The organism is Parasphingopyxis lamellibrachiae (assembly GCF_003385775.1).
Classification (GTDB): domain Bacteria; phylum Pseudomonadota; class Alphaproteobacteria; order Sphingomonadales; family Sphingomonadaceae; genus Parasphingopyxis; species Parasphingopyxis lamellibrachiae.
Genome location: NZ_QRDP01000004.1, coordinates 1077084 through 1096681, shown reverse-complemented (window position 1 = coordinate 1096681; position 19598 = coordinate 1077084). Strand labels below are relative to the sequence as shown.

The 19598-nt window shown below is 59.9% G+C and carries 21 protein-coding genes and 1 tRNA gene; 13 read left to right on the top strand and 9 right to left on the bottom strand.

The window, feature by feature from the left end; genetic code table 11:
• Positions 1–44 precede the first annotated feature (44 nt).
• A complete protein-coding gene (locus DFR46_RS05545; protein ID WP_147297625.1) occupies positions 45–929 on the bottom strand; it encodes a hypothetical protein in 885 nt (294 codons plus the stop codon).
• A 58-nt stretch (positions 930–987) separates the two neighbouring features.
• Between DFR46_RS05545 and DFR46_RS05540 the strand changes: the two genes are divergently transcribed.
• The 5 genes from DFR46_RS05540 (at position 988) to proC (ending at position 4101) form a co-directional block, all read left to right on the top strand.
• Positions 988–1740, top strand: a complete 753-nt coding sequence (locus DFR46_RS05540; RefSeq protein ID WP_116237172.1) for a TlyA family RNA methyltransferase — start codon at positions 988–990, stop codon at positions 1738–1740.
• A gap of 73 nt (positions 1741–1813) precedes the next feature.
• Positions 1814–2326 carry a TspO/MBR family protein gene (locus DFR46_RS05535; protein WP_425453104.1) on the top strand — a complete coding sequence of 171 codons (513 nt, stop codon included), beginning with the start codon at positions 1814–1816 and terminating at the stop codon, positions 2324–2326.
• 35 nt (positions 2327–2361) lie between these two features.
• Positions 2362–2664: an accessory factor UbiK family protein gene (locus DFR46_RS05530; RefSeq protein ID WP_116235540.1), complete on the top strand. Its 303-nt coding sequence runs from the start codon at positions 2362–2364 to the stop codon at positions 2662–2664.
• A 116-nt stretch (positions 2665–2780) separates the two neighbouring features.
• Complete coding sequence (locus tag DFR46_RS05525) at positions 2781–3290, top strand: type III secretion system chaperone family protein (protein WP_116235539.1); 510 nt, start codon at positions 2781–2783, stop codon at positions 3288–3290.
• A gap of 4 nt (positions 3291–3294) precedes the next feature.
• A complete protein-coding gene (proC, locus tag DFR46_RS05520) occupies positions 3295–4101 on the top strand; it encodes a pyrroline-5-carboxylate reductase (RefSeq protein ID WP_116235538.1) in 807 nt (268 codons plus the stop codon).
• A gap of 4 nt (positions 4102–4105) precedes the next feature.
• Here proC and DFR46_RS05515 read toward each other — a convergent pair whose 3' ends face one another.
• Positions 4106–4633, bottom strand: coding sequence for a MarR family winged helix-turn-helix transcriptional regulator (locus tag DFR46_RS05515; protein ID WP_116235537.1), 528 nt, complete (start codon positions 4631–4633; stop codon positions 4106–4108).
• A 117-nt stretch (positions 4634–4750) separates the two neighbouring features.
• Here DFR46_RS05515 and DFR46_RS05510 point away from each other — a divergent pair, with 117 nt between their 5' ends.
• Complete coding sequence (locus tag DFR46_RS05510) at positions 4751–5662, top strand: branched-chain amino acid aminotransferase (protein ID WP_116235536.1); 912 nt, start codon at positions 4751–4753, stop codon at positions 5660–5662.
• A 10-nt stretch (positions 5663–5672) separates the two neighbouring features.
• Here DFR46_RS05510 and DFR46_RS05505 read toward each other — a convergent pair whose 3' ends face one another.
• Complete coding sequence (locus tag DFR46_RS05505; RefSeq protein WP_116237171.1) at positions 5673–6671, bottom strand: GDP-mannose 4,6-dehydratase; 999 nt, start codon at positions 6669–6671, stop codon at positions 5673–5675.
• A gap of 107 nt (positions 6672–6778) precedes the next feature.
• On the opposite strand from DFR46_RS05505, the gene DFR46_RS05500 reads away from it, so the two are divergent.
• Together DFR46_RS05500 and msrA are read left to right on the top strand one after the other, a co-directional pair.
• A tRNA-Gln gene (locus tag DFR46_RS05500) sits at positions 6779–6853 on the top strand.
• A 76-nt stretch (positions 6854–6929) separates the two neighbouring features.
• Positions 6930–7466: a peptide-methionine (S)-S-oxide reductase MsrA gene (gene msrA, locus DFR46_RS05495; protein WP_116235535.1), complete on the top strand. Its 537-nt coding sequence runs from the start codon at positions 6930–6932 to the stop codon at positions 7464–7466.
• Between the two features lie 57 nt (positions 7467–7523).
• Here the strand turns inward: msrA and aqpZ are convergent, their stop codons facing one another.
• The gene (aqpZ, locus tag DFR46_RS05490) at positions 7524–8240 is read right to left on the bottom strand and encodes an aquaporin Z (protein ID WP_116235534.1); all 717 of its coding nucleotides are present in this window, start codon (positions 8238–8240) and stop codon (positions 7524–7526) included.
• A gap of 88 nt (positions 8241–8328) precedes the next feature.
• Positions 8329–9288 (bottom strand): L-threonylcarbamoyladenylate synthase, encoded by a 960-nt coding sequence (locus DFR46_RS05485; protein WP_116235533.1) that lies wholly within the window; start codon positions 9286–9288, stop codon positions 8329–8331.
• A gap of 50 nt (positions 9289–9338) precedes the next feature.
• Here DFR46_RS05485 and DFR46_RS05480 point away from each other — a divergent pair, with 50 nt between their 5' ends.
• Complete coding sequence (locus tag DFR46_RS05480; protein WP_211306377.1) at positions 9339–11084, top strand: acyl-CoA dehydrogenase; 1746 nt, start codon at positions 9339–9341, stop codon at positions 11082–11084.
• Here DFR46_RS05480 and DFR46_RS05475 read toward each other — a convergent pair.
• Both DFR46_RS05475 and DFR46_RS05470 read right to left on the bottom strand, forming a co-directional pair.
• Entirely contained in the window at positions 11081–11428 is a 348-nt protein-coding gene (locus tag DFR46_RS05475) for a GntR family transcriptional regulator (protein ID WP_116235532.1), read from the bottom strand. The two genes, DFR46_RS05480 and DFR46_RS05475, sit on opposite strands and share 4 nt — an antisense overlap.
• Positions 11429–11494: 66 nt before the next feature.
• The gene (locus DFR46_RS05470) at positions 11495–12076 is read right to left on the bottom strand and encodes a nitroreductase family protein (RefSeq protein WP_116235531.1); all 582 of its coding nucleotides are present in this window, start codon (positions 12074–12076) and stop codon (positions 11495–11497) included.
• A gap of 130 nt (positions 12077–12206) precedes the next feature.
• On the opposite strand from DFR46_RS05470, the gene DFR46_RS05465 reads away from it, so the two are divergent.
• Genes DFR46_RS05465 through DFR46_RS05450 form a run of 4 tightly spaced genes read left to right on the top strand, consistent with a single transcriptional unit; the run spans position 12207 to position 17218 of the window.
• Positions 12207–13808, top strand: coding sequence for a peptide MFS transporter (locus DFR46_RS05465; RefSeq protein ID WP_116235530.1), 1602 nt, complete (start codon positions 12207–12209; stop codon positions 13806–13808).
• Positions 13805–15220 carry an amidohydrolase gene (locus DFR46_RS05460; RefSeq protein WP_116235529.1) on the top strand — a complete coding sequence of 472 codons (1416 nt, stop codon included), beginning with the start codon at positions 13805–13807 and terminating at the stop codon, positions 15218–15220. The genes DFR46_RS05465 and DFR46_RS05460 overlap by 4 nt, the downstream gene beginning before the upstream one ends.
• Positions 15217–16518 (top strand): amidohydrolase family protein, encoded by a 1302-nt coding sequence (locus DFR46_RS05455; RefSeq protein ID WP_116235528.1) that lies wholly within the window; start codon positions 15217–15219, stop codon positions 16516–16518. The genes DFR46_RS05460 and DFR46_RS05455 overlap by 4 nt, the downstream gene beginning before the upstream one ends.
• 7 nt (positions 16519–16525) lie before the next feature.
• Positions 16526–17218, top strand: a complete 693-nt coding sequence (locus tag DFR46_RS05450; RefSeq protein WP_116235527.1) for an NnrU family protein — start codon at positions 16526–16528, stop codon at positions 17216–17218.
• Here DFR46_RS05450 and DFR46_RS05445 read toward each other — a convergent pair.
• Both DFR46_RS05445 and DFR46_RS05440 read right to left on the bottom strand, forming a co-directional pair.
• Entirely contained in the window at positions 17215–18207 is a 993-nt protein-coding gene (locus DFR46_RS05445; protein ID WP_116235526.1) for an aldo/keto reductase, read from the bottom strand. The genes DFR46_RS05450 and DFR46_RS05445 overlap by 4 nt on opposite strands.
• Complete coding sequence (locus DFR46_RS05440; protein WP_116235525.1) at positions 18204–19598, bottom strand: alanine/glycine:cation symporter family protein; 1395 nt, start codon at positions 19596–19598, stop codon at positions 18204–18206. Before DFR46_RS05440 ends, DFR46_RS05445 begins: the two co-directional genes overlap by 4 nt.

The window sequence follows — 19598 nt, the reverse complement described above, 5'->3', positions numbered from 1 at the left end:
AGTATCGCGCTCCCGGCAAGCACCGAGATCTTGCTTGGTATCTGTTAGCGAAACCGCGCCCAGAAGCCTTTCGGTTTCCCCAGCATCCTTTCGACCTCTTCGCCGACAATCTGTTGCTGAATCTCCGATGGCGGCGGAATATGGCCTTTGCCCCAGTCGCCCAAGATCAGCTTGAACCGCCCATCATCGCCGGGCTCAGTTGATACGCCCAGCGTTTCGGCAAGAGGCTTCAACTGCAGTTCGACATGGTCGTCATGCTCATTCTGGCAATAGACGATACGCCCCTTGGGCGGCGTGTTGCGCAGGTCGCCGATTTTCTCGGCAAAGAACCAGCTATTGTCGTGGTCGGGAATGCCCCAGCCATGCTGCGTCCATGGGCGCACACGGCCGAAGGTGAAATTGGTGAGGATGATCTGCGGGTTCATCACCACGCTGACATCCTGTTCTCGAGCATAGCGCAGCGCCGCCGTTCCGCCTGCGCTGTTGCCCCATAAAAGCCGCCGCTCGGCACCCATCAACGCATCAATCTTGTCCATGATGGGGGGCAGTTCGGTCTGGAGATCGCAGTGCTTGTTGCCGAGGAACCAGCCGACGCGGACATCGTCATGCAGATAGAGCGAGGGATCGGATATCAGGATCTGGTTCAGCCGTTTCGGTGCGACTTTTCGCCCCTGGAAATAGGGGACCGGCTGGCGGGTAAGCGGGCTTTGCGCCGCATGAAAGCCGTAGAAACTTGTGCTTGCACCCCGATTTCTGATGAGCATCGCCAGTTCCACCGCTCCATAGTCGAGCATGAAGAGACCGGACGGCAGCCGTTCCAGTGCCATGAATTCATCGGGCGTGTAGCGATACTGTTTCTGTCGCCAGCGGCGATAGTCGGTTTCGACCGGAAAGCTCATGGCAATCCATTGCCCGGATTTGGGCTGCACAGGCAATGCTTTATGCTATGTGCCTGTGAATGGCTGCCAGCGAACAGGGACTCCGGAAATGGCGATAAAGATGCGGGCGGATCAGGCGCTTGTCGCACGCGGGCTGGTCGACACCCGTTCGAAAGCGCAGGCGCTGGTTCTCGCCGGCAAGGTTTTCTCGGGTGAAGTCCGGGTGGAGAAGGCGGGCCAGCCTATCAAGGAAGATGCGCCGCTGGATGTGCGCGGCCGCGATCATCCCTGGGTGTCGCGCGGCGGCATAAAGCTTGCGCATGGCCTTGCCCATTTCGGCTGGAATGGCGACGGCGTTGTCGCGATCGACGTCGGGTCTTCGACCGGCGGTTTTACCGATGTGCTGCTGAGCCAAGGCGCTACCCGCGTCTATGCGGTTGATTCGGGGACCAATCAGCTGGCCTGGAAATTGCGCGACGATGACCGGGTGATCGTGCTTGAGCAGACCAATGCCCGGCATTTGACCGCCGAGCAGATTCCGGAGGCCGCCGACATGATTGTTTGCGACGCAAGCTTCATTTCGCTTGCGAAAGTGCTGGAGCGCCCGCTCGAGTTCGCCCGGCCCGGTGCGCGCCTGATCGCCCTGATAAAACCGCAGTTCGAAGCCGGGCGCGGCGAAGTCGGCAAGGGCGGCGTCGTCCGCGATCCGGCAATTCACGAGCGGGTTTGCCAGGAGGTTCGCGACTGGCTTGCGGGCAATGGATGGCGCGTCATTGGCATCACACAAAGTCCCATTACGGGACCGCGGGGCAATGTAGAATTTCTCATCGGAGCAGAACGGTTGGAAAGCGCAGCCGGTTGACGCTATCGAGTAACGGAAAGCCTTAATCGGGAGTCGCAATATGGTCGGTATCGCTACCAAAGGGCAGCTGCGCATGTCATTTTTGCGCTGGGCGCTGGTGCTGGTACCGTTGATAGTGCTGATCGGTTCCCTGGTGGGGGCATTGTCCGGTTCCGGCGAAACCGCATGGTATGCGGCCCTCGAGAAACCGTCCTTCCAGCCACCCGGCTATCTTTTCGGTATTGTGTGGCCGATTCTCTATGCGCTTATGGCCTTCGCCCTTGTCGGTGTGATTCAGGCGCGTGGATCGCGGTGGCGCGGTCTGGCGGTCGGGCTGTTCATTGCCCAGCTGGTCGTGAATCTCCTCTGGTCTCCGATTTTTTTCGGCATGCATCAGGTGAGTTTCGCGCTGCTCTGGATTGTAGTGATGCTTGGCTTGGCAACGGCCACCACCATTGTTTTCGGCCGTGTGCGGCGCATCTCGGCATGGCTGATGGTGCCGTATCTCGCATGGATTTGTTTTGCGACATTGCTCAATTATGAGGTCGACCGACTCAATCCTGATGCAGAGACCCTTGTCGTGGGTGCAATGAGTACCCAGATATAGCTGTGTTAGTTCAATAGTGCACTCGGGAGGGTGATATGCAGACTCAGAACAAGTTGATCGATGATTTCGTAAAAATGGTGAACAGCGCAGCAGGTACGCTGGCCGGCGTCGGCCGGGAAGCGGAAAGCTCGTTGCGGGACAAGGCGAAGGATTTTGTCGGCGGAATGGATTTCGTGAGCCGGGAAGAATTTGAAGCCGTCAAGGAAATGGCCGCAGCGGCGCGTGACGACGCCGATGCGCTCAAGGCCCGGCTTGACGCTCTCGAAGCTGGCAAGTCGACATCGAAGTCCAAGGCATCCGCCTCAAAAACAACGAAAAAGTCCAGCGATTCTAACTAGAAAGCATCGGCGGCCCAACACCCGCTCGTCCACAGATTTCTGGCTCGCTTGGTTGCGCGACGGACGGCGTTTCTTCACGTCCGACGCATGAGATCAGGCGGCGGGACGCAGGCGATATGAACCTCGAAGATTATGGCGAAGGAACGCTGGCAAGCGCGCCGCTCGACGTACTCGAGGACTATTTTGCCGCCCATGGCTGGCAGTCGGAACGCAATGGCGATGAAGAGATTGTTGCCGCCGTCAAAGGCAGCTGGACCCAGTATGAATTGCGGGCCGTGTGGCGGGCCGAGGACCGGGTCCTCCAGTTTCTGGCTCTGCCCGATGTGCGCGTTCCCGAAGACAAACGACAGCTAGTGTATGAGACGTTCGGTCTGATTAACGAGCAGCTCTGGCTCGGTCATTTCGAAATGTGGGCGGCGTCCAGCATGATCCTGTTCCGCCATGCGGCGCTGCTGGATTCGGCAAGCCCGGCTGGCTTGACCTTGCAGCAGGCCGAAACGCTTATTGAGGCGGCGCTTGACGAGTGCGAGCGTTTCTACCCAGTGTTTCAGTTCGTTCTGTGGGGCGACAAGACGCCGCAGGAGGCGATCGCAGCCGCCCTTGTCGATACGGCAGGCGAGGCCTGACACGATGTCGGAACTTCCGATCTGGCTGATCGGTTGCGGCAATATGGCCGGCGCCATGCTCGCCGGCTGGCTGGTCGCTGATGAACCTACCGACCGGTTTCGGATCGTGCGCCCCAGCGGCGTGCCATTCGGGTCCGGAATTTCCGTGCAATCGCATCTTCCGCAATCCGGTTTCGGTGAGGCGATTGTCCAGATCGGCTTCAAGCCTCACATGCTCGCCGATATTGCGCCCGACATGCGCAGCCTGGTCGGGCCTGAAACATGCATTGTCTCGATCCTGGCCGGTGTCGAACTGGCGACACTGCGGGAAGCTTTTCCCGATGCCGGGCAGATCGTCCGCGCGATGCCCAATACGCCTGTTGCCCTGGGTAAGGGCGTTGTGGGCCTGATTGCCGAAGATGAACAGGGTGAGCACGCGGCCGATGTTGCCACCTTGATGGCCAAGCTCGGCCTTGCGGAATGGATTGCCGATGAGCGGCTGTTCGATGTCGTCACGGCCTTGTCGGGCAGCGGCCCTGCGTTTGTCTTTCGGTTTATGGACGCCCTTGCCAGGGGAGGAGAAGCGCTGGGGCTCGATCCGGCCCAGGCGTTGCGAATGGCCGTCGAAACTGTTCGCGGCGCGGCGGAGCTTGCAGGCCAGTCCGATGAAAGACCGGCGACGCTCGCGGACCGCGTTGCCAGCCCGGGCGGCTCGACCCGCAAAGGACTTGATATCCTTGATGACGATGAGGCGCTGGCCAAGCTTGTCCATGCGACACTCGAAGCGGCAACGAGCCGGAACCGGGAAATGGCAGAGGAGGCCAGGCGCTAGCCGTCTAGTGGCTCCTGTTTGCGAGATCGGCAGCCCGCCCGCGCATCGCATTCGTCAGCAATTCTTCCAGAACCGTCCAGAATCCGGTCACCGCGGCGGGGCCGGCATGGCTGTAGGATGCGACCATTTTCTCCCGGAATACGGCGAAGAGTTCGGCTTCCAGGGCCGCTCCGCCTTTGCTCGGCCGGACAAGTATCTGCCGCCGGTCGCGTTGGCCCTGTTCCCGCGTGATCAGGCCGCGCTCTTCCAACTCGCCGAGAACCCTGCCCAGCGACTGTTTCGTGATTCCCAGAAGGTTGATCAATTCGCCGACCGCGAGGCCCGGCTTGCGGGCGATGAAATAGAGCGCCCGATGGTGGGCGCGGCCGAGCCCTTGGGCGGCCAGAATGGCGTCGCCACTCCGCATCAGTTCGCCATAGGCGAAAAAGAGCAGCTCTATCCCGCGCCGGATTTCGGGTTCCCGCAGGAACAGGGGGGAGGCGGGCGAAGACAGGCCCGTGGCGGGCGGTATTGGAGAAGGTGGGTCAGCCATTATGTCCTATTTACGCCATGTATTTTTGCCGACAAGGCCATATAAGGCGCGCGATCACAAAAACGCGGACCTGAATCGCGAAAGCGGCGCAGACTGCAGCAGAACCAAGAGGATAAAATGGTCGACCAGGAACAGACGGATACGCCTTTGCCGGAACCCGGATATGATGATCGCGACGGATGGATTTGGTATGATGGCGCGCTTGTTCCGTGGCGCGAGGCCAATGTCCATATTCTGAGCCACGCCATGCATTATGCCTCGAGCGTATTCGAGGGGCAGCGCGCCTATAATGGCGAGATTTTCGAGCTGACGCGGCACAGCGAACGCCTGCACAGTTCGGCGAAGATTCTCGGGATGAAAATGCCCTACAGCGTCGAAGAGATCGATGCGGCGTGCCGCGAAGTCCTGAAAGCCAATGACCTTGTCGACGCCTATGTCCGCCCGGTCGCCTGGCGCGGTCCGGAGCAGATGGGCGTCGCTGCGCAAGCGACCAAAACCCATGTCGCCATCGCGGCTTGGGAGTGGGGCGACTATTTCGCCGACAAGGCGAAGGGCATCCGTCTCGATATTTCGCCCTGGCGGCGTCCTGCGCCCTATACGGCGCCGGTTCATGCCAAGGCGGCAGGCCTTTACATGATCTGCACCATGTCGAAGCATCACGCCTCCGATCGCGGCTATGACGACGCCCTGATGATGGACTGGCGCGGCCAGGTGGCCGAAGCGACCGGCGCCAATGCCTTTTTCATCCAGGACGGCGTTATCCACACGCCGACGCCAGACTGTTTCCTCAATGGCATCACCCGGCAGACGGTGATGGGCCTTGCGAAAAAGCGCGGCATCAAGGTTATCGAGCGCGATATCTGGCCCGAGGAACTGGAGGGGTTCGAGCAGTTTTTCCTGACCGGTAGCGCGGCGGAAGTCACGGCCGTTCGCGAAGCGGGCCCGTGGAATTTCGAAGTCGGTGAACTGACCCTCGGCCTGATGGACGATTACGCGAAACTGGTGCGCGGGCAGCTGGGGAATCGCTAACCTGTCCGGCTTAGCCGGAGCGATTACCGTGATAGCCGCGATACCAGTCCACGAACTTCGGGATGCCGATATCGATCGGCGTTGAGGGTTCGAAGCCGAGTTCGTTCTGGATGGCGCTGATATCGGCGGCGGTAGCGGGTACGTCGCCGGGCTGCATGGGCTGGAGATCGCGCTCGGCCTTCTTGCCGATCGCATCTTCCAGAACGTCGATCATATGGCTGAGCTCTTCGGACCTGTTGTTGCCGATATTGTAGAGCGCATGCGGTTTGGTGCTGCCGCCGGCCTTGATTTCCCCGTCGTCGGCGGGCGGGCTGTCGAGCACGGCGACAACCCCGGAAACGATATCGTCGACATAGGTGAAGTCGCGCTGCATTTTACCGTGGTTGAACACCGGAATCGGTTTGCCCGCGAGGATCGCCTTGGTGAAGATCCACATCGCCATGTCGGGGCGGCCCCATGGGCCATAGACGGTGAAGAAGCGCAGGCCCGTCATCGGCAGACGATAGAGGTGGGCGTATGTCTCGCTCATCAGCTCGTCCGATTTCTTGGTCGCGGCATAGAGCGATACGGGCTGGTCGACCCGGTCTTCCACCCGAAAGGGAAAGCTTTCATTCCCGCCATAAACGGACGAGGAAGACGCATAGACCATATGGGCCGTCTGCCTGTCCCGTGCTACCTCCATCAGGTTGAGATGGCCCATGACATTGGCCTCTATATAAGCCCGGGGATGGGTCAGGCTGTAGCGGACGCCGGCTTGCGCACCGAGATGAACAATCCGGTCGAAATCCTTGTCGGAAAGCGCTTTTTCCAACGCGAGATGATCGGAGAAATCGACCTTCTCGAAGGAGAAAAGATCGTTTTCGAGAGTCGCCAGCCGATCCTTTTTCAGCTGGACGGAATAATAGTCGTTGAGATTGTCGATCCCGATCACGGCCTCGCCGCGCGCCATCAAACGCTGGCACAAATGCATGCCGATAAAGCCTGCGGCACCGGTAACGAGGACAGCCATCATATTCTCCCAATTGCGCGAGACGCCTTAGCTTCGCGCTTTGCACATGGCCAGTACCATGAGGGGTTTCGCTCGGCGTATTGGCCGCTATATAGGCGCCCGGCTGCTGGGGCGTGGCCAAGTGGTAAGGCAGCGGCTTTTGGTGTCGCCATTCGCAGGTTCGATCCCTGCCGCCCCAGCCAGCCGAACCATCTGTAACCTTGATTGCGCCGCACCCGTAATTATCTTCTGAGCAGATAACGCGTTGGAGATTTTACGGTGGGAACTGAACAAGCGACACTGGCGGGCGGCTGTTTCTGGTGCACCGAAGCCGTCTACAGCGACGTGATCGGCATCTCCCATGTCGAAAGCGGCTATACCGGTGGAGAGGTTACCGATCCCGATTATCGTTCGGTCTGCGCGGGCAACACCGGCCATGCCGAGGCGGTTCGGCTGACCTTTGACAGCGATGTGATCGCGTTTGACGACCTGCTCGACATCTTTTTCAACATTCATGACCCGACCCAGCTCAATCGCCAGGGCAATGATGTCGGCACCCAGTACCGCTCGGCCATATTCCCGCATTCTGAGGAACAAAAGGCTGCGGCTGAGGCCGCAATCGAGCGGGCATCGGCTGACTGGGATGACCCCGTTGTTACGACGATTGAGCCGCTCGAACAGTGGTACAAGGCTGAGGATTACCATCAGGACTATTTTGAACGCGAAGGCAGCCGCAATCCCTATTGCATGGCGGTCGTAGCGCCCAAGCTCCAGAAGTTCCGGAGAAGCTATCAGGGCCGGTTGAAAAAGGCGTAGGGCAGAGAGACCTCCCCACGCCTTTTTATCGGCTTCGAACGAGTATTCGCAGTCGCGTCAGCTTGCTGCTTCGCCTTCGATCGGTGGTTTTTCGCTGCCGAGCATCTTGTAAATGACACCCCCGATTACGCCGCCCACGATCGGTGCGACCCAGAACAGCCAGAGCTGATTCAGGGCAACGCCGCCCTCGATCAGGGCCGGGCCCGTGCTCCGAGCGGGATTTACGGATGTGTTGGTCACCGGGATGCTGATCAGATGAATCAGCGCCAGGCCGAGGCCGATAGCCAGCGGCGCGAAGCCGACCGGCGCGCGTCCGTCGGTCGCGCCCATAATGATGAACAGGAAGAATGCTGTCAGCAGAACCTCGATCAACAATGCCGCCATCATCGTATACTGGCCCGGCGAATGTTCCGCAAAGCCGTTCGATGCGAGGCCGCCTGAATAATCGGGGCCGCCACTCGCTATAGTGTAGAGCATGGCCGCCGCCGCCACGGCGCCCAATACCTGGGCGATCACATAAGCGGGGATATCCGATGCCGAAAACCTGCCGCCCGCCCAAAGACCGATCGTCACTGCGGGGTTGAGATGGCAACCCGATACATGGCCGATAGCATAAGCCATCGTCAGCACAGTAAGACCGAAGGCTAAAGATACGCCGAGTAACCCTATGCCTACTTCGGGAAAGGCTGCAGCCAGCACGGCACTTCCGCACCCTCCGAAAACCAGCCAGAATGTACCGAGAAATTCCGCGCCTGAGCGCTGCAATACTGTCATAATCGCCCCCCTCTTCATCTCGCATTCTAACGATGCGAACAGGGCGAGCCTAATCTCGCACCGGTTCCAGGACAAGGATGGTGGCGATTCAGTCGCTATGCGCGGCGCGCGCCAGCCGGTCGGCAATGGCTGCACCTATCCCGGTCGCCGGTAGAGGGGCGACGGCAATGTGAGGCTTGTCGCTCGCCTCGGCCTCATGCAGGCGGGCGAAAAGCTGCGCCGCCGCTTCGACAAGATCTCCCGATGGGCTGAGCGACGAATCGCCGACAATCGCTCCAAATCCGATAAGCCATTCGTCGGCCTTCGCTTCGACGGCGTCGAGGCGCAGCGGTTTCGACGGGGCATAATGGCTTGCCAGCTGGCCCGGAGCGTCGATTTTTGCCGCCTCCCGGATCGAAACCGGAATTCCCGCCGCCGCCGCGACCCGATCGGCGCTGATGGGGCCGGGGCGGAGGATATGAACAGCCGAATCCGTCGGCGCGACGATCGTTGATTCCAGCCCATGCTGTGTCGGCCCCGCGTCGATGATCAGGCCGATCCTGCCGCCAAGGCTTTTCTGTACATGGTCTGCGCAGCTTGGGCTGATCCTGCCACTTGCATTGGCGGAGGGCGCGGCGAGCGGTTTGCCGGACGCCTTGAGCAGAGCCTGCATTGCCGGGTGCGCGGGTATTCTGATCGCTATGGTGTCGAGGCCGGCGGTTACCAGCGATGCGACCGGGCTGTCTTTTCTCGCTGGCAGAACCATGGTGAGGGGGCCGGGCCAGAATGCGGCTGCCAGTTCCTCTGCTGGATCGTTGAAGCGTGCGATCTTCTTGGCTTCGTTGAGGGTCGGTACATGGACGATCAGCGGATTGAAGGATGGGCGGCCCTTGGCGGCATAGATGCGCGCGACTGCCTCTCCTTGCGTTGCATCCGCCGCGAGGCCGTATACTGTTTCGGTAGGCACAGCCACGCATTCGCCGGCGATGATCCGGCTTGCCGCATCGGCAATCGTTGCATCGTTGAACGGTTTGACAGCGGTTTGAAAAGGAGGATTTGGCGTGGCCATTGACCCGCGCTATAGGCCGCGCAGATTCTCCGCAAGACCAGGATAGTGCAATGAGCTTCATGCCGCCCGTGACAGAACAGCGTTTCGTGCTGGAACATATCGCGGGCATTGCCCGGCTTGCGGAAAGCGAACGCTTTGCGGACGCATCCGGCGATATGGTCGATGCCATCCTCGAAGGGGCTGCCCAGCTTGCGGCCGGAGAGTGGGCACCGCTCAACCGGCTGGGCGATACCGAAGGGGCGAAACTGACCGACAAGGGTGTTGTGATGCCCGACGGCTATGTCGAGGCCTATCGCGCCTATGTCGAAGGCGGTTGGGGTACGATTGCGGCGCCCGTGGAATTTGGCGGGCAGGGGATGCCGTTCACCATGGCGATTGCGATCATGGAATCCCTGGGTTCGGCCAATATGGCTTTTGCGCTTTGCCCGATCCTGAGCGTGGGTTCGATTGAATCGCTTACCCACCATGGCAGCGAAGAGCTGCAGGTGGCCTATTTGCCCAAGCTTTCCAGTGGCGAATGGACGGGCACGATGAACCTCACCGAACCGCAGGCCGGTTCCGATGTCGGTGCGCTGAAGACAAAGGCCGAACCTGCCGAAGACGGCAGCTGGCGGATCAAGGGCCAGAAAATTTTCATCACTTTCGGCGAACATGATCTGGCGAGCAATATCGTTCATCTCGTGCTCGCCCGCACGCCCGGCGCGCCCGAAGGCACCAAGGGGATCTCGCTGTTCCTCGTGCCGCGCTACCGGCTCGATGAAAATGGCGAGCCGGGCGAAGAAAATGATGCGCGCTGTGTGTCGCTCGAGCACAAATTGGGGATCAACGCTTCGCCAACTTGCGTGATGTCCTATGGTGACAATGACGATTGCCACGGTTGGCTGATCGGACCGGAAAATGGCGGGATGCGCGCCATGTTCACGATGATGAACAATGCGCGCCTCAATGTCGGCCTGCAGGGTGTCCAGATTGGCGAACGGGCGACGCAGCAGGCGGTGAGTTTCGCGCGCGAACGTGTTCAGTCCGCCCGGGCGGGGGGCAATTCGCGCGAACCTGTGGCGATTATCGAACATCCCGATGTGCGGCGCATGTTGCTGCGGATGAAAGCCGCGACGATGGCGACGCGGGCGCTTGTCTATTATGCGGCGGGGCAGGTGGACGCGGCGACGCTTGGCGACGATGAGGCGAAAGCCCGATCCGAAGTGTTGACGCCGCTCGCCAAAGCCTATGGCACGGATATGGGCTGCGAGGTCGCGAGCCTTGGCGTGCAGGTGCATGGCGGTATGGGCTTTATCGAGGAAACTGGTGCAGCCCAGCATTATCGGGATGCGCGCATTGCGCCGATATATGAGGGGACCAATGGTATCCAGGCGGCCGATCTGGTCGGCCGCAAATTGCGGCTCGGCGGCGGGGCGGCTCTTGCCAGCCTGCTTTCTGATATCGCCGCCGGTGCCACGGAAGAACCGGCCCTCGCGGCTTTGGCTGGCGATTGCGAAGCGGTGGTCGGCTGGTTGTCTTCAGGCGATGCAGACACTGACGACCAGCTGGCGGCGAGCTACCCGTTCCTGACGATGGTGTCGGTTGCGACATGCGGCTGGCTCATGGCGCGGCAGCTTCGCGTGGCCGAGGCACAGCTCGGTACGGGTGAGGGCGATAGCGAATTTCTCAAAATGAAAATTGCCGCATCTCGATTCTATCTCGACCAGATGGTGCCGGAGGCTCGCGGCCTGAAAGCCGCTGCAACGGCCCGGGCCGATATTCTCTACTCGGTTTCGGACGAAAGTTTCGCTGCCTAGGCGGTTTCGCGGTCCAGCAGTTCGGCGGTATCCAGGCCGAGCCGTTCGATGTGCCGGACGATCTTCGGCCAATCCTCTTTCAGGAAGCTGTTGCGTTCGCGCGTCTTCAGCTTTTCCGAGGCCCCATTGGCGACGAACATGCCGACGCCGCGGCGGACCACGACGATCCCGTCGTCCTGGAAGGTCTGATAGGCCTTCGCGACGGTCAATGGATTGGCGCCTTCATCGGCTGCGAAAGCGCGCACCGACGGAAGCGGATCCCCATCGCCATATTGACCATCGAGAATGGCTGCGGCGATTTTCTCGCGCAGCTTGAGGTAGACGGGCTGTTCTGATTTAGACATTGCGCTATAGTGTACTAAAACACTGTGTCGCGTCAAGTGGAGGGCCGAAATTTATTCGATCAACCGCTATTCAGCGTTCCACTTGCTTATGACCGTTTCATAGTCCGGTCGGGGCCGTTCCTTGAGCTCGCCGCCCGACGTTCCGATGAAAATGAAACCGGCGATCTTTTCCGGGGCCTCGCCAAAACTGTCGCGCACGGTATCGGAGCAGGCCGCCCATCCGGTCAGCCATCCCCCGACATAACCATGGGCATGGGCTGCCGCGAGAAGATTGAAGCAAGCCGCTCCCGTCGATAATTCCTGTTCCCAGCGCGGGATTTTGCTGCTTTCCTTGGGGCTGTGCAACGCGACTATCAGGGTGGGCGCCTGATGGGCGAATTGCTCGATCGCGTCGATTTCTAGTCTGCCGGGCTGATCTTTGTCGATCCGATATGCCGCGTGCAGAATTTCCGCAAAGGCACCACGCTGCTCTTTGCCGACAATCACGAAACGCCAGGGCGCGAGCTTGCCATGATCGGGCGTGCGTGTCGCAATCTCCAGAATGCGCTGTAATTCCGCCGTTGTGGGGCCCGGCTCAACCATATCGCGCGGCCTGCCGGAGCGCCTGCTGGCAAGGAATTCGAGGGGTGTGGAGAGATCGTTGAACATAGATGCTGCTCCTAGCATCCGCGGCTAATTGTGCCAGCCCCTTCACAGCACGGATTTCGGCGCTAGTCTGCGCCGTCATTACAGCCGGTGGGGGCCGGCAGATAAAAACTTTCGGGGAGAGTATCACCCAATGGCTACGCAATTTGAAACCACAGGCAAGGAAGGCAGCGAGTTTCTCGGCCATCCGACTGGCCTGTTCGTCCTGTTCTTCGCGGAAATGTGGGAGCGTTTTTCATACTATGGTATGCGCGCACTGCTCATTTTCTATCTCGTCCAGCACTGGATGTTTTCGGACGGCGAGGCATCTGTCATCTACGGGGCCTATACTGCGCTGGTATATATCACGCCGGTGGTCGGCGGCTATCTGGCCGACCGATATCTTGGACAGCGAAAAGCAGTTCTCTTTGGTGCGGTTCTCCTGACGTTCGGCCATTTCCTGATGGCATTCGAAGGCGATGGAGGACAGAGCGGTGCAGCCATCAACATCTTCTGGCTTGCGCTAGCTTTCATCATTGTCGGCTCGGGCTTCCTCAAGGCCAATATCTCGGTGATTGTCGGCCAGCTTTATTCGCGCACGGATATCCGCCGCGATCCAGCTTACACTATCTTCTATATGGGTATTAACCTTGGCGCGGCGCTCGGTGCTATTATCGCCGGCTATCTCGGTCAGACCTATGGCTGGTCATACGGCTTTGGCGCGGCGGGTTTCGGTATGCTGCTCGGGCTGATCGTGTTCATGTGGGGTAAGCCCTATCTGCTCGGTCGCGGCGAGGCGCCCGATCCTGCAAGGCTCGCCCGGCCGGTCGCCGGTATCAAGTTTGAGTGGTTGCTTTACATTCTCAGCTTTGCCGCCGTTGGCCTTGTCTGGTTCCTTATCCAGTATCAGAGCCTTGTGGGCTATTTGCTCGGCGGCGCCGGTCTCATCCTGGTTGCCTATGTGCTCTATACTGCGGTGGTGAAGCTTCCCAGCGAGGATCGCGACCGGATATTCGGCGCAATCTATCTGATTTTCGGATCGATTCTGTTCTGGGCTCTGTTCGAACAGGCGGGTTCTTCGCTCAATCTGTTCACAGACCGGCATGTCGACCGCACGATCTTTGGTGCAGAAGTTCCGGCTTCGGTGTTCCAGTCGATCAATGCAATTTACATCGTATTGCTCGGGCCAGTTTTTGCCATGTTGTGGATGTGGCTGGCGCGCAGGAACCTTGAACCTTCCGCTCCGGCGAAGTTCGGTCTGGGTGTGATCCAGCTTGGCCTCGGCTTCCTGGTGCTGGTTGCCGGTGCATCGATGGGCGGCGGACTGACTCCGGTGATCTTCATCTTCCTGATCTACCTGCTGCACACGACCGGCGAACTGTGCCTGTCGCCAGTCGGTTTGTCGGCGATGAACAGGCTGGCACCGGCGCATATGGCGTCGCTCATCATGGGTACCTGGTTTTTCGCATCCGCGACCGGTAATTTCGCTGCCGGGCTCATCGCTTCCGCGACTGGCGCGGAGGGTGCTGCCGACGGCGAAGCCGCCCGGGATGTCGTGTTGGGTGTCTATTCGACGGTCGGCTGGACGGCGGTATTTGTAGGCGTCGGGATGGTTGTCATTTCGCCGCTGATCAAGCGCCTCATGCATCTGGATACGCTTGCAGACGATAATGTCGGCGACGACATGCTCGGCCAGAGCGAGCTGGGCGGACCCGATGCTGCCGGCATCAATACATCCGGAGAAGTGCGTACATGAAGAAGCCTGCATTTCTGCTGGCGGCTACGCTGGCGCTGTTCGGTTGTGCTACGACCACATCGGGTCAAAGCACTGACAGTGCCAGCGCCGCCCGGGCGCGCACTGCCGCCACAGCTTTCGATCCCGATCCGTTTCCGTCCACTTACCGGCGGTATCCGGGCAGTCCCACAGTCATTCAGGGTGCGACCATCTACGATGGCGAAGGCGGCCAGATCGACAATGGCATGGTCTATTTTGCCGATGGCGAGATTCAGGCGATTGGTGAGACGCTGGACGTGCCCGATGGGGCAACGATTGTCGACGGCACGGGCCTGTGGGTGACGCCTGGGATTATCGATATCCACAGCCATCTCGGCAATTATCCCAGCCCGAGCGTGGCGGCGCATCAAGACGGCAATGAGGCTACCGGTCCCAATACCGCCAATGTGTGGACGGAACACAGCGTCTGGCCGCAAGACCCGGGTTTCAGTCGCGCACTTGCCAATGGTGGAGTGACCACTCTCAATATCCTGCCGGGTTCGGCCAATCTGTTCGGCGGGCGTTCGGTAACACTTCGCAATGTCCCATCGCGCACGATGCAGGGCATGAAATTTCCGGGGGCACCCTATGGCCTGAAGATGGCCTGCGGCGAAAATCCGAAGCGTGTATATGGTTCGCGCAATCAAACGCCGCGCAGCCGGATGGCAAATATTGCCGTCGCGCGCCAGGCCTGGATCGATGCTCAACGCTACCAGCATCAGTGGGAAAACTATCGTGAGAATGGCGGTACGCGTCCAGCCCGCAACTTGCGCAACGAAACGCTGGCTGGCGTGATGAACGGCGATATTCTCGTCCACAATCATTGTTATCGCGCGGACGAAATGGCGAACATGATCGATATGGCCGAGGAGTTCGGCTACAGCATTGCCAGTTTCCAGCATGCCATCGAAGCTTATAAGATTCCCGATCTGCTTCGCGAGAACGGGATTTGTGCAGCGATGTGGGCGGACTGGTGGGGCTTCAAGATGGAAGCCTATGACACGGTCTTTGAAAATGTTCCGATGGTCCACAATGCCGGCGCCTGCGCCATCGTCCATTCGGACGACGACAACCAGATTCAGCGATTGAACCAAGAGGCGGCCAAGGCCTTGGCCGATGGCCGACGGGCAGGAATCGAAATCAGCGATGCCGAAGCCTGGCAGTGGCTCAGCCTCAACCCGGCACGGGCTTTGGGAATTGCCGACCAGACCGGTAGCCTGAGCGCTGGCAAGCGTGCCGATGTGGTTCTGTGGAACGGCGATCCATTCAGCGTCTATTCGCGGCCGCAGATGGTCTGGATCGATGGGGCTCTGCTCTACGATATGAACAATCCGGCGCTTCGGCCGATTTCCGATTTCGAACTTGGTCAGCCAGGTGAGGGGAGTGTCCGATGAAAGCGCTCCTCGCATTGCTCGCAACATTGTATTTTGCCACTCCAGCAGCGGCGCAAACGGTAGCGATAACTGGCGGCACGGTGGTTATCGGCGATGGCGCTGATCCAGTGCCCGGCGGCACTGTTGTCGTGCGCGATGGCCGGATCGTCGCTGCGGGCGCCAATGTTGCTGTGCCAGCCGGCGCCCAGATCGTAGATGCAACTGGCCAGTGGGTTACGCCCGGTATTGTCGGCGGCTTCACGCGCCTCGGCCTCGTCGAAGTTGGAGCGGTTAGCTCGACAAATGACAGCTCTGCAGCGGATTCGGATTTCAGCGCAGGTCTGGATGTTGCTCCAGCGATAAATCCCCTGTCCGCAGCGATTGCGACCAATCGCACAGGCGGTGTGACGCGTGCGGTGGTGGCACCGGAAACCGCCAATACCATATTTGGCGGGCAGGGAGCGGTCATCGATCTGGGCGCGGATATGGATGCGGTCATGCGTCCACGAGCATTCCAGTTTGTTGAGCTGGGCGAGCGCGGAGCTGCCCGGGCAGGTGGCAGCCGCTCGGCAAGCCATGCAAGTTTTCGCAACGCACTCGATCAGGCGTTGATCTATGCGCGCAATCCCGCCGCCTATGGCGGGCAGTCCAGCGATTCACTATTGAACCGGGTCGACGCCGCTGCGCTGGTTCCGGTTGTCCAGGGCCGGATTCCGCTCGTCGTGCATGTCGAACAGGCGCGCGACATCCTGAGTGTAATTGCTCTGCGAACCGATTATCCACGGCTGAACATCATTCTGGTCGGGGTAAGCGAGGGCTGGACGGTCGCACCGCAAATCGCGGCTGCGGGCATTCCGGTAATCGCTTCGGCGCTCAACGATCTTCCCGCCCAGTTCGAGCAACTTGCGGCAACCCAGTCCAATATCGGCCGGATGCGCGATGCCGGCGTGCAGGTGGCGATTGGCATGATCGATGACAATGACGCCCATCAGATTCGCTATTCAACGCAATATGCGGGCAATCTGGTTGCGCTTAACAATGTGCCGGGTGCGACGGGGCTGAGCTGGGGCGAAGCCTTTGCCGCTATCAGCTCATGGCCGGCAGAGATTATGGGCCTTGGAAATGAGATCGGTTCCCTGCGTCCCGGGCGCCGCGCCGACATTGTTATCTGGGACGGAGACCCGCTGGAACTGAGCTCCAATGTGGATGTGATGCTTATAGACGGTGTGCAGCAGCCGCTGACATCGCGTCAGACGCGACTGCGGGACCGCTATCTCTCGATTGATGAGCAGCAATTGCCCCAGGCCTTTGAATGGTAGCGAGGCGATGACTCCGCTGAGCCAGTTGATGCTCGCAACGGCGGCTTTTGTCGGCACGCATTTTCTTTTGTCGCACCCGTTCCGCGCCGCGCTTGTCAGACGCGTTGGTGAAACCGGGTTTCTCGGGCTTTACTCGCTGGTGGCGGCAATCACGCTTGGCTGGATGGTCTGGATTGCCTGGACGATGCCGCCGCTCACTCCGCATTGGATGGCGCCGCAATGGTTTTTTGACTGGGCCGCGCCAATCCTGATGTTGCTGGCGAGCATCCTGCTGGTGGGTGCGAATATCGGCAATCCAGCCATGCCGAACCCTAATGGGGTGACATCAATTGTCCGGCCGGCAACCGGCGTTTTTGCCATTACTCGTCATCCGATGAATTGGGCGTTCACTATCTGGGCGCTGACGCATATCGCGCTGAGCGGCTCCCCGCCCAATCTGGTGATTGCGGGCGGTATCCTGATCCTGACTTTTTTCGGGTCGCTGCTGCAAGACCGGAAGAAGCAGGCGCTGCTTGGCGACGCATGGCGGGGTTGGGAGGCGCGAACCTCCTTCATCCCCTTTGCGGCCATTGCCGATGGGCGCATTCCGGCAAAGGCCGCATGGCCTGGCACCATTCCGGTTCTGGGCGGACTCATTCTATGGCTGGCGGCGAGCTATTTTCACACCATGCTGGTCGGCATCTGGGCCTGGATCGCTTAAATCCTTACCATCTTCATCATCGGCTCATGATAGCGCGGTCCGGCAGTTTCACCCGCCGGGGCGGCTGCATCGAGCTTGGCAAGATCGTCGTCGCTTAGCGCGACATCGGCCGCTGCCATGGAATCTTCCAGCGTGACGCGGCGTTTCGAACCGGGGATGGGTACGATGTCGTCCCCCTGATGCAGCAGCCAGGCGAGCGCAATCTGCGCTGGGGAAACGCCATGGGCGTCTCCGATACTTTTTACGACAGCCACAATTTCCATGTTCTTGGCAAAATTCTCTTCGCTGTAACGTGGGTCGTTGAGGCGATAATCGCCCTCGGGAAGATCGTCGCGCGATGTGACCTGGCCCGTCAGGAAACCCCTGCCCAGGGGCGAATAGGGGACGAAACCGATATCGAGTTCACGGCACAGTGGCAGGATTTCGGCTTCTATGTCGCGCTCCCAGAGAGAATATTCCGACTGTAGTGCCGCAATCGGATGGGTGGCGACGGCCTTCCTGATGGTGTCGGGGCCGGCTTCGGACAGACCGAGATACCGCACTTTTCCCTCTTCCACGAGACGGGACATCGCCCCGACCGTTTCTTCGATCGGAACGTCCGGATCGACTCGATGCTGGTAGAACAGATCGATCACATCGATGCCCAGCCGCTGCAGCGACCCTTCGCAGGCCTTGCGAACATTGTCGGGCCTACTGTCGACGCCGCGGAATCCATTTTCATCGAAGGCAAAACCGAACTTGGTCGCGATCACCAGCCCTTCGCGCTTGCCCTTTATCGCCTGTCCGAGCAGCTCTTCGTTGCGGTGAGGGCCGTAAACTTCCGCCGTATCGAAAAAGGTGACGCCGAGATCTATCGCCCGGTGGATGGTTGCGATCGATTCCTCGTCATTGGCTTGCCCATACATACCCTTGCCGATACCGGCCATCGGCATGCATCCGACGCCAAGAGCCGAAACGGTTAGTTCTTTTCCGAGTTTGCGGGTTTTCATGGGGCGGTTTCCTCTTCTGTCTGGCGATGGCGTTGTAAATAACCGGTCAGCTCCCGTTTCAGCTCGGGGCCAAAGATGTAGATGGCGATTACATTGGGAATTGCCATAAGAAAAAAGGCGGAATCGACAAGATCGAACACCGCCTGGACCGGCAGGATCGAGCCGACCGGCAGCATGAGCACATAGAGTATCTTGTAGATGGTGTTGCGCAGCGGCCCTTCGCCCACAAGATATCCCCAGGCTTGCAAACCGTAGAATCCCCAGGCGCACAGCGTGGAATAGGCAAAAAGGAACACGGCAATGGCGAGCAAAACAGGAAACCAGCTCGATATCTGGGCGAACGCTTCGGACGTGATCGCAATATCGTCGAAACCGCTCTGGTAAGTGCCGGCAAGGACGATTGCTATCGCGCCGAGCGAACAGACGATTACCGTATCGATGAACGGCTCGAGCAGGGCCACCAGGCCTTCCGATGCGGGCTCATGGGTCCGGGCCTGGGCATGGGCGATGACGGCAGAGCCAACGCCGGCTTCGCTCGAATAGACGGCACGCTGCATGCCGACGACAAAGGCGCCCAGCATGCCGCCGGCCGCCGCTTCCCCGCTAAATGCGTCGCTTACGATAATGGCGATCGCGTTCGGCAATTCGCCAAAATTCATGAATATGATGGCAAACACGCCGGACAGATAGATGACCGCCATGCCCGGAACGAGATAGGATGTGACCCGGGCGAGCCAGCGCACCCCGCCGAGCACGACCAGGCCAACAAGCAGTGCCAGGATGATGCCATAGCCCGCGCCGCTACTGAAGCCTGTGACATTCTGGACCTGCGCGAAACTCTGGTTGACCTGCACCAGTGGAATGGCGCCGCCCAACGCAAAAATGGCATAGATGCCGCCCAGCATGAGCCCGAGTTTCGGCCAGCCGCGGGCGGTCAGCCCGTTCTTCAGAGAGTACATAGGCCCGCCGCGTATCGTGCCATTGCTATTCACCACGCGATATTTGTGTCCGAGCGTGACTTCCGCGCATTTCACGGTCATCGCGAAAAAGCCGATTACAAACATCCAGAAGGCCGCCCCGGGGCCCCCGGTTGCAATCGCCACAGCCACGCCGGCGATATTGCCGAGGCCGACCGTACCGGACAGCGCCGTCGTGAGCGCGCCGAACTGGCTGATCTGCCCCGGCGCGTCGATGTCGTGCCCGGGCTTCGTCAATATGCGTAACGAATAGGGGAGGCCGCGAATATTGATGAAGCCGAACCAGATCGTAAAAATGAGCATCGGCAGAGCCAGCCAGATGACGATAAGGGTTATCTCGACCCCGAAGAACGGAACACGTGTAAAAACCAGGGCGTTCAAATTGGCGAGCGCGCCCTCCAGCCATGCGATCAT

What these genes read in the sequence shown, in the direction of transcription:
- DFR46_RS05540 (WP_116237172.1), top strand. Translation starts at nt 988, where the DNA reads ATGGCGATAAAGATGCGGGCGGATCAGGCGCTTGTCGCACGCGGGCTG.
- DFR46_RS05535 (WP_425453104.1), top strand. Translation starts at nt 1,814, where the DNA reads ATGTCATTTTTGCGCTGGGCGCTGGTGCTGGTACCGTTGATAGTGCTG.
- DFR46_RS05530 (WP_116235540.1), top strand. Translation starts at nt 2,362, where the DNA reads ATGCAGACTCAGAACAAGTTGATCGATGATTTCGTAAAAATGGTGAAC.
- DFR46_RS05525 (WP_116235539.1), top strand. Translation starts at nt 2,781, where the DNA reads ATGAACCTCGAAGATTATGGCGAAGGAACGCTGGCAAGCGCGCCGCTC.
- proC (WP_116235538.1), top strand. Translation starts at nt 3,295, where the DNA reads ATGTCGGAACTTCCGATCTGGCTGATCGGTTGCGGCAATATGGCCGGC.
- DFR46_RS05515 (WP_116235537.1), bottom strand. Translation starts at nt 4,633, where the DNA reads ATGGCTGACCCACCTTCTCCAATACCGCCCGCCACGGGCCTGTCTTCG.
- DFR46_RS05510 (WP_116235536.1), top strand. Translation starts at nt 4,751, where the DNA reads ATGGTCGACCAGGAACAGACGGATACGCCTTTGCCGGAACCCGGATAT.
- DFR46_RS05505 (WP_116237171.1), bottom strand. Translation starts at nt 6,671, where the DNA reads ATGGCTGTCCTCGTTACCGGTGCCGCAGGCTTTATCGGCATGCATTTG.
- aqpZ (WP_116235534.1), bottom strand. Translation starts at nt 8,240, where the DNA reads ATGACAGTATTGCAGCGCTCAGGCGCGGAATTTCTCGGTACATTCTGG.
- DFR46_RS05485 (WP_116235533.1), bottom strand. Translation starts at nt 9,288, where the DNA reads ATGGCCACGCCAAATCCTCCTTTTCAAACCGCTGTCAAACCGTTCAAC.
- DFR46_RS05480 (WP_211306377.1), top strand. Translation starts at nt 9,339, where the DNA reads ATGAGCTTCATGCCGCCCGTGACAGAACAGCGTTTCGTGCTGGAACAT.
- DFR46_RS05475 (WP_116235532.1), bottom strand. Translation starts at nt 11,428, where the DNA reads ATGTCTAAATCAGAACAGCCCGTCTACCTCAAGCTGCGCGAGAAAATC.
- DFR46_RS05470 (WP_116235531.1), bottom strand. Translation starts at nt 12,076, where the DNA reads ATGTTCAACGATCTCTCCACACCCCTCGAATTCCTTGCCAGCAGGCGC.
- DFR46_RS05465 (WP_116235530.1), top strand. Translation starts at nt 12,207, where the DNA reads ATGGCTACGCAATTTGAAACCACAGGCAAGGAAGGCAGCGAGTTTCTC.
- DFR46_RS05460 (WP_116235529.1), top strand. Translation starts at nt 13,805, where the DNA reads ATGAAGAAGCCTGCATTTCTGCTGGCGGCTACGCTGGCGCTGTTCGGT.
- DFR46_RS05455 (WP_116235528.1), top strand. Translation starts at nt 15,217, where the DNA reads ATGAAAGCGCTCCTCGCATTGCTCGCAACATTGTATTTTGCCACTCCA.
- DFR46_RS05450 (WP_116235527.1), top strand. Translation starts at nt 16,526, where the DNA reads ATGACTCCGCTGAGCCAGTTGATGCTCGCAACGGCGGCTTTTGTCGGC.
- DFR46_RS05445 (WP_116235526.1), bottom strand. Translation starts at nt 18,207, where the DNA reads ATGAAAACCCGCAAACTCGGAAAAGAACTAACCGTTTCGGCTCTTGGC.
- DFR46_RS05440 (WP_116235525.1), bottom strand. Translation starts at nt 19,598, where the DNA reads ATGATCGCATGGCTGGAGGGCGCGCTCGCCAATTTGAACGCCCTGGTT.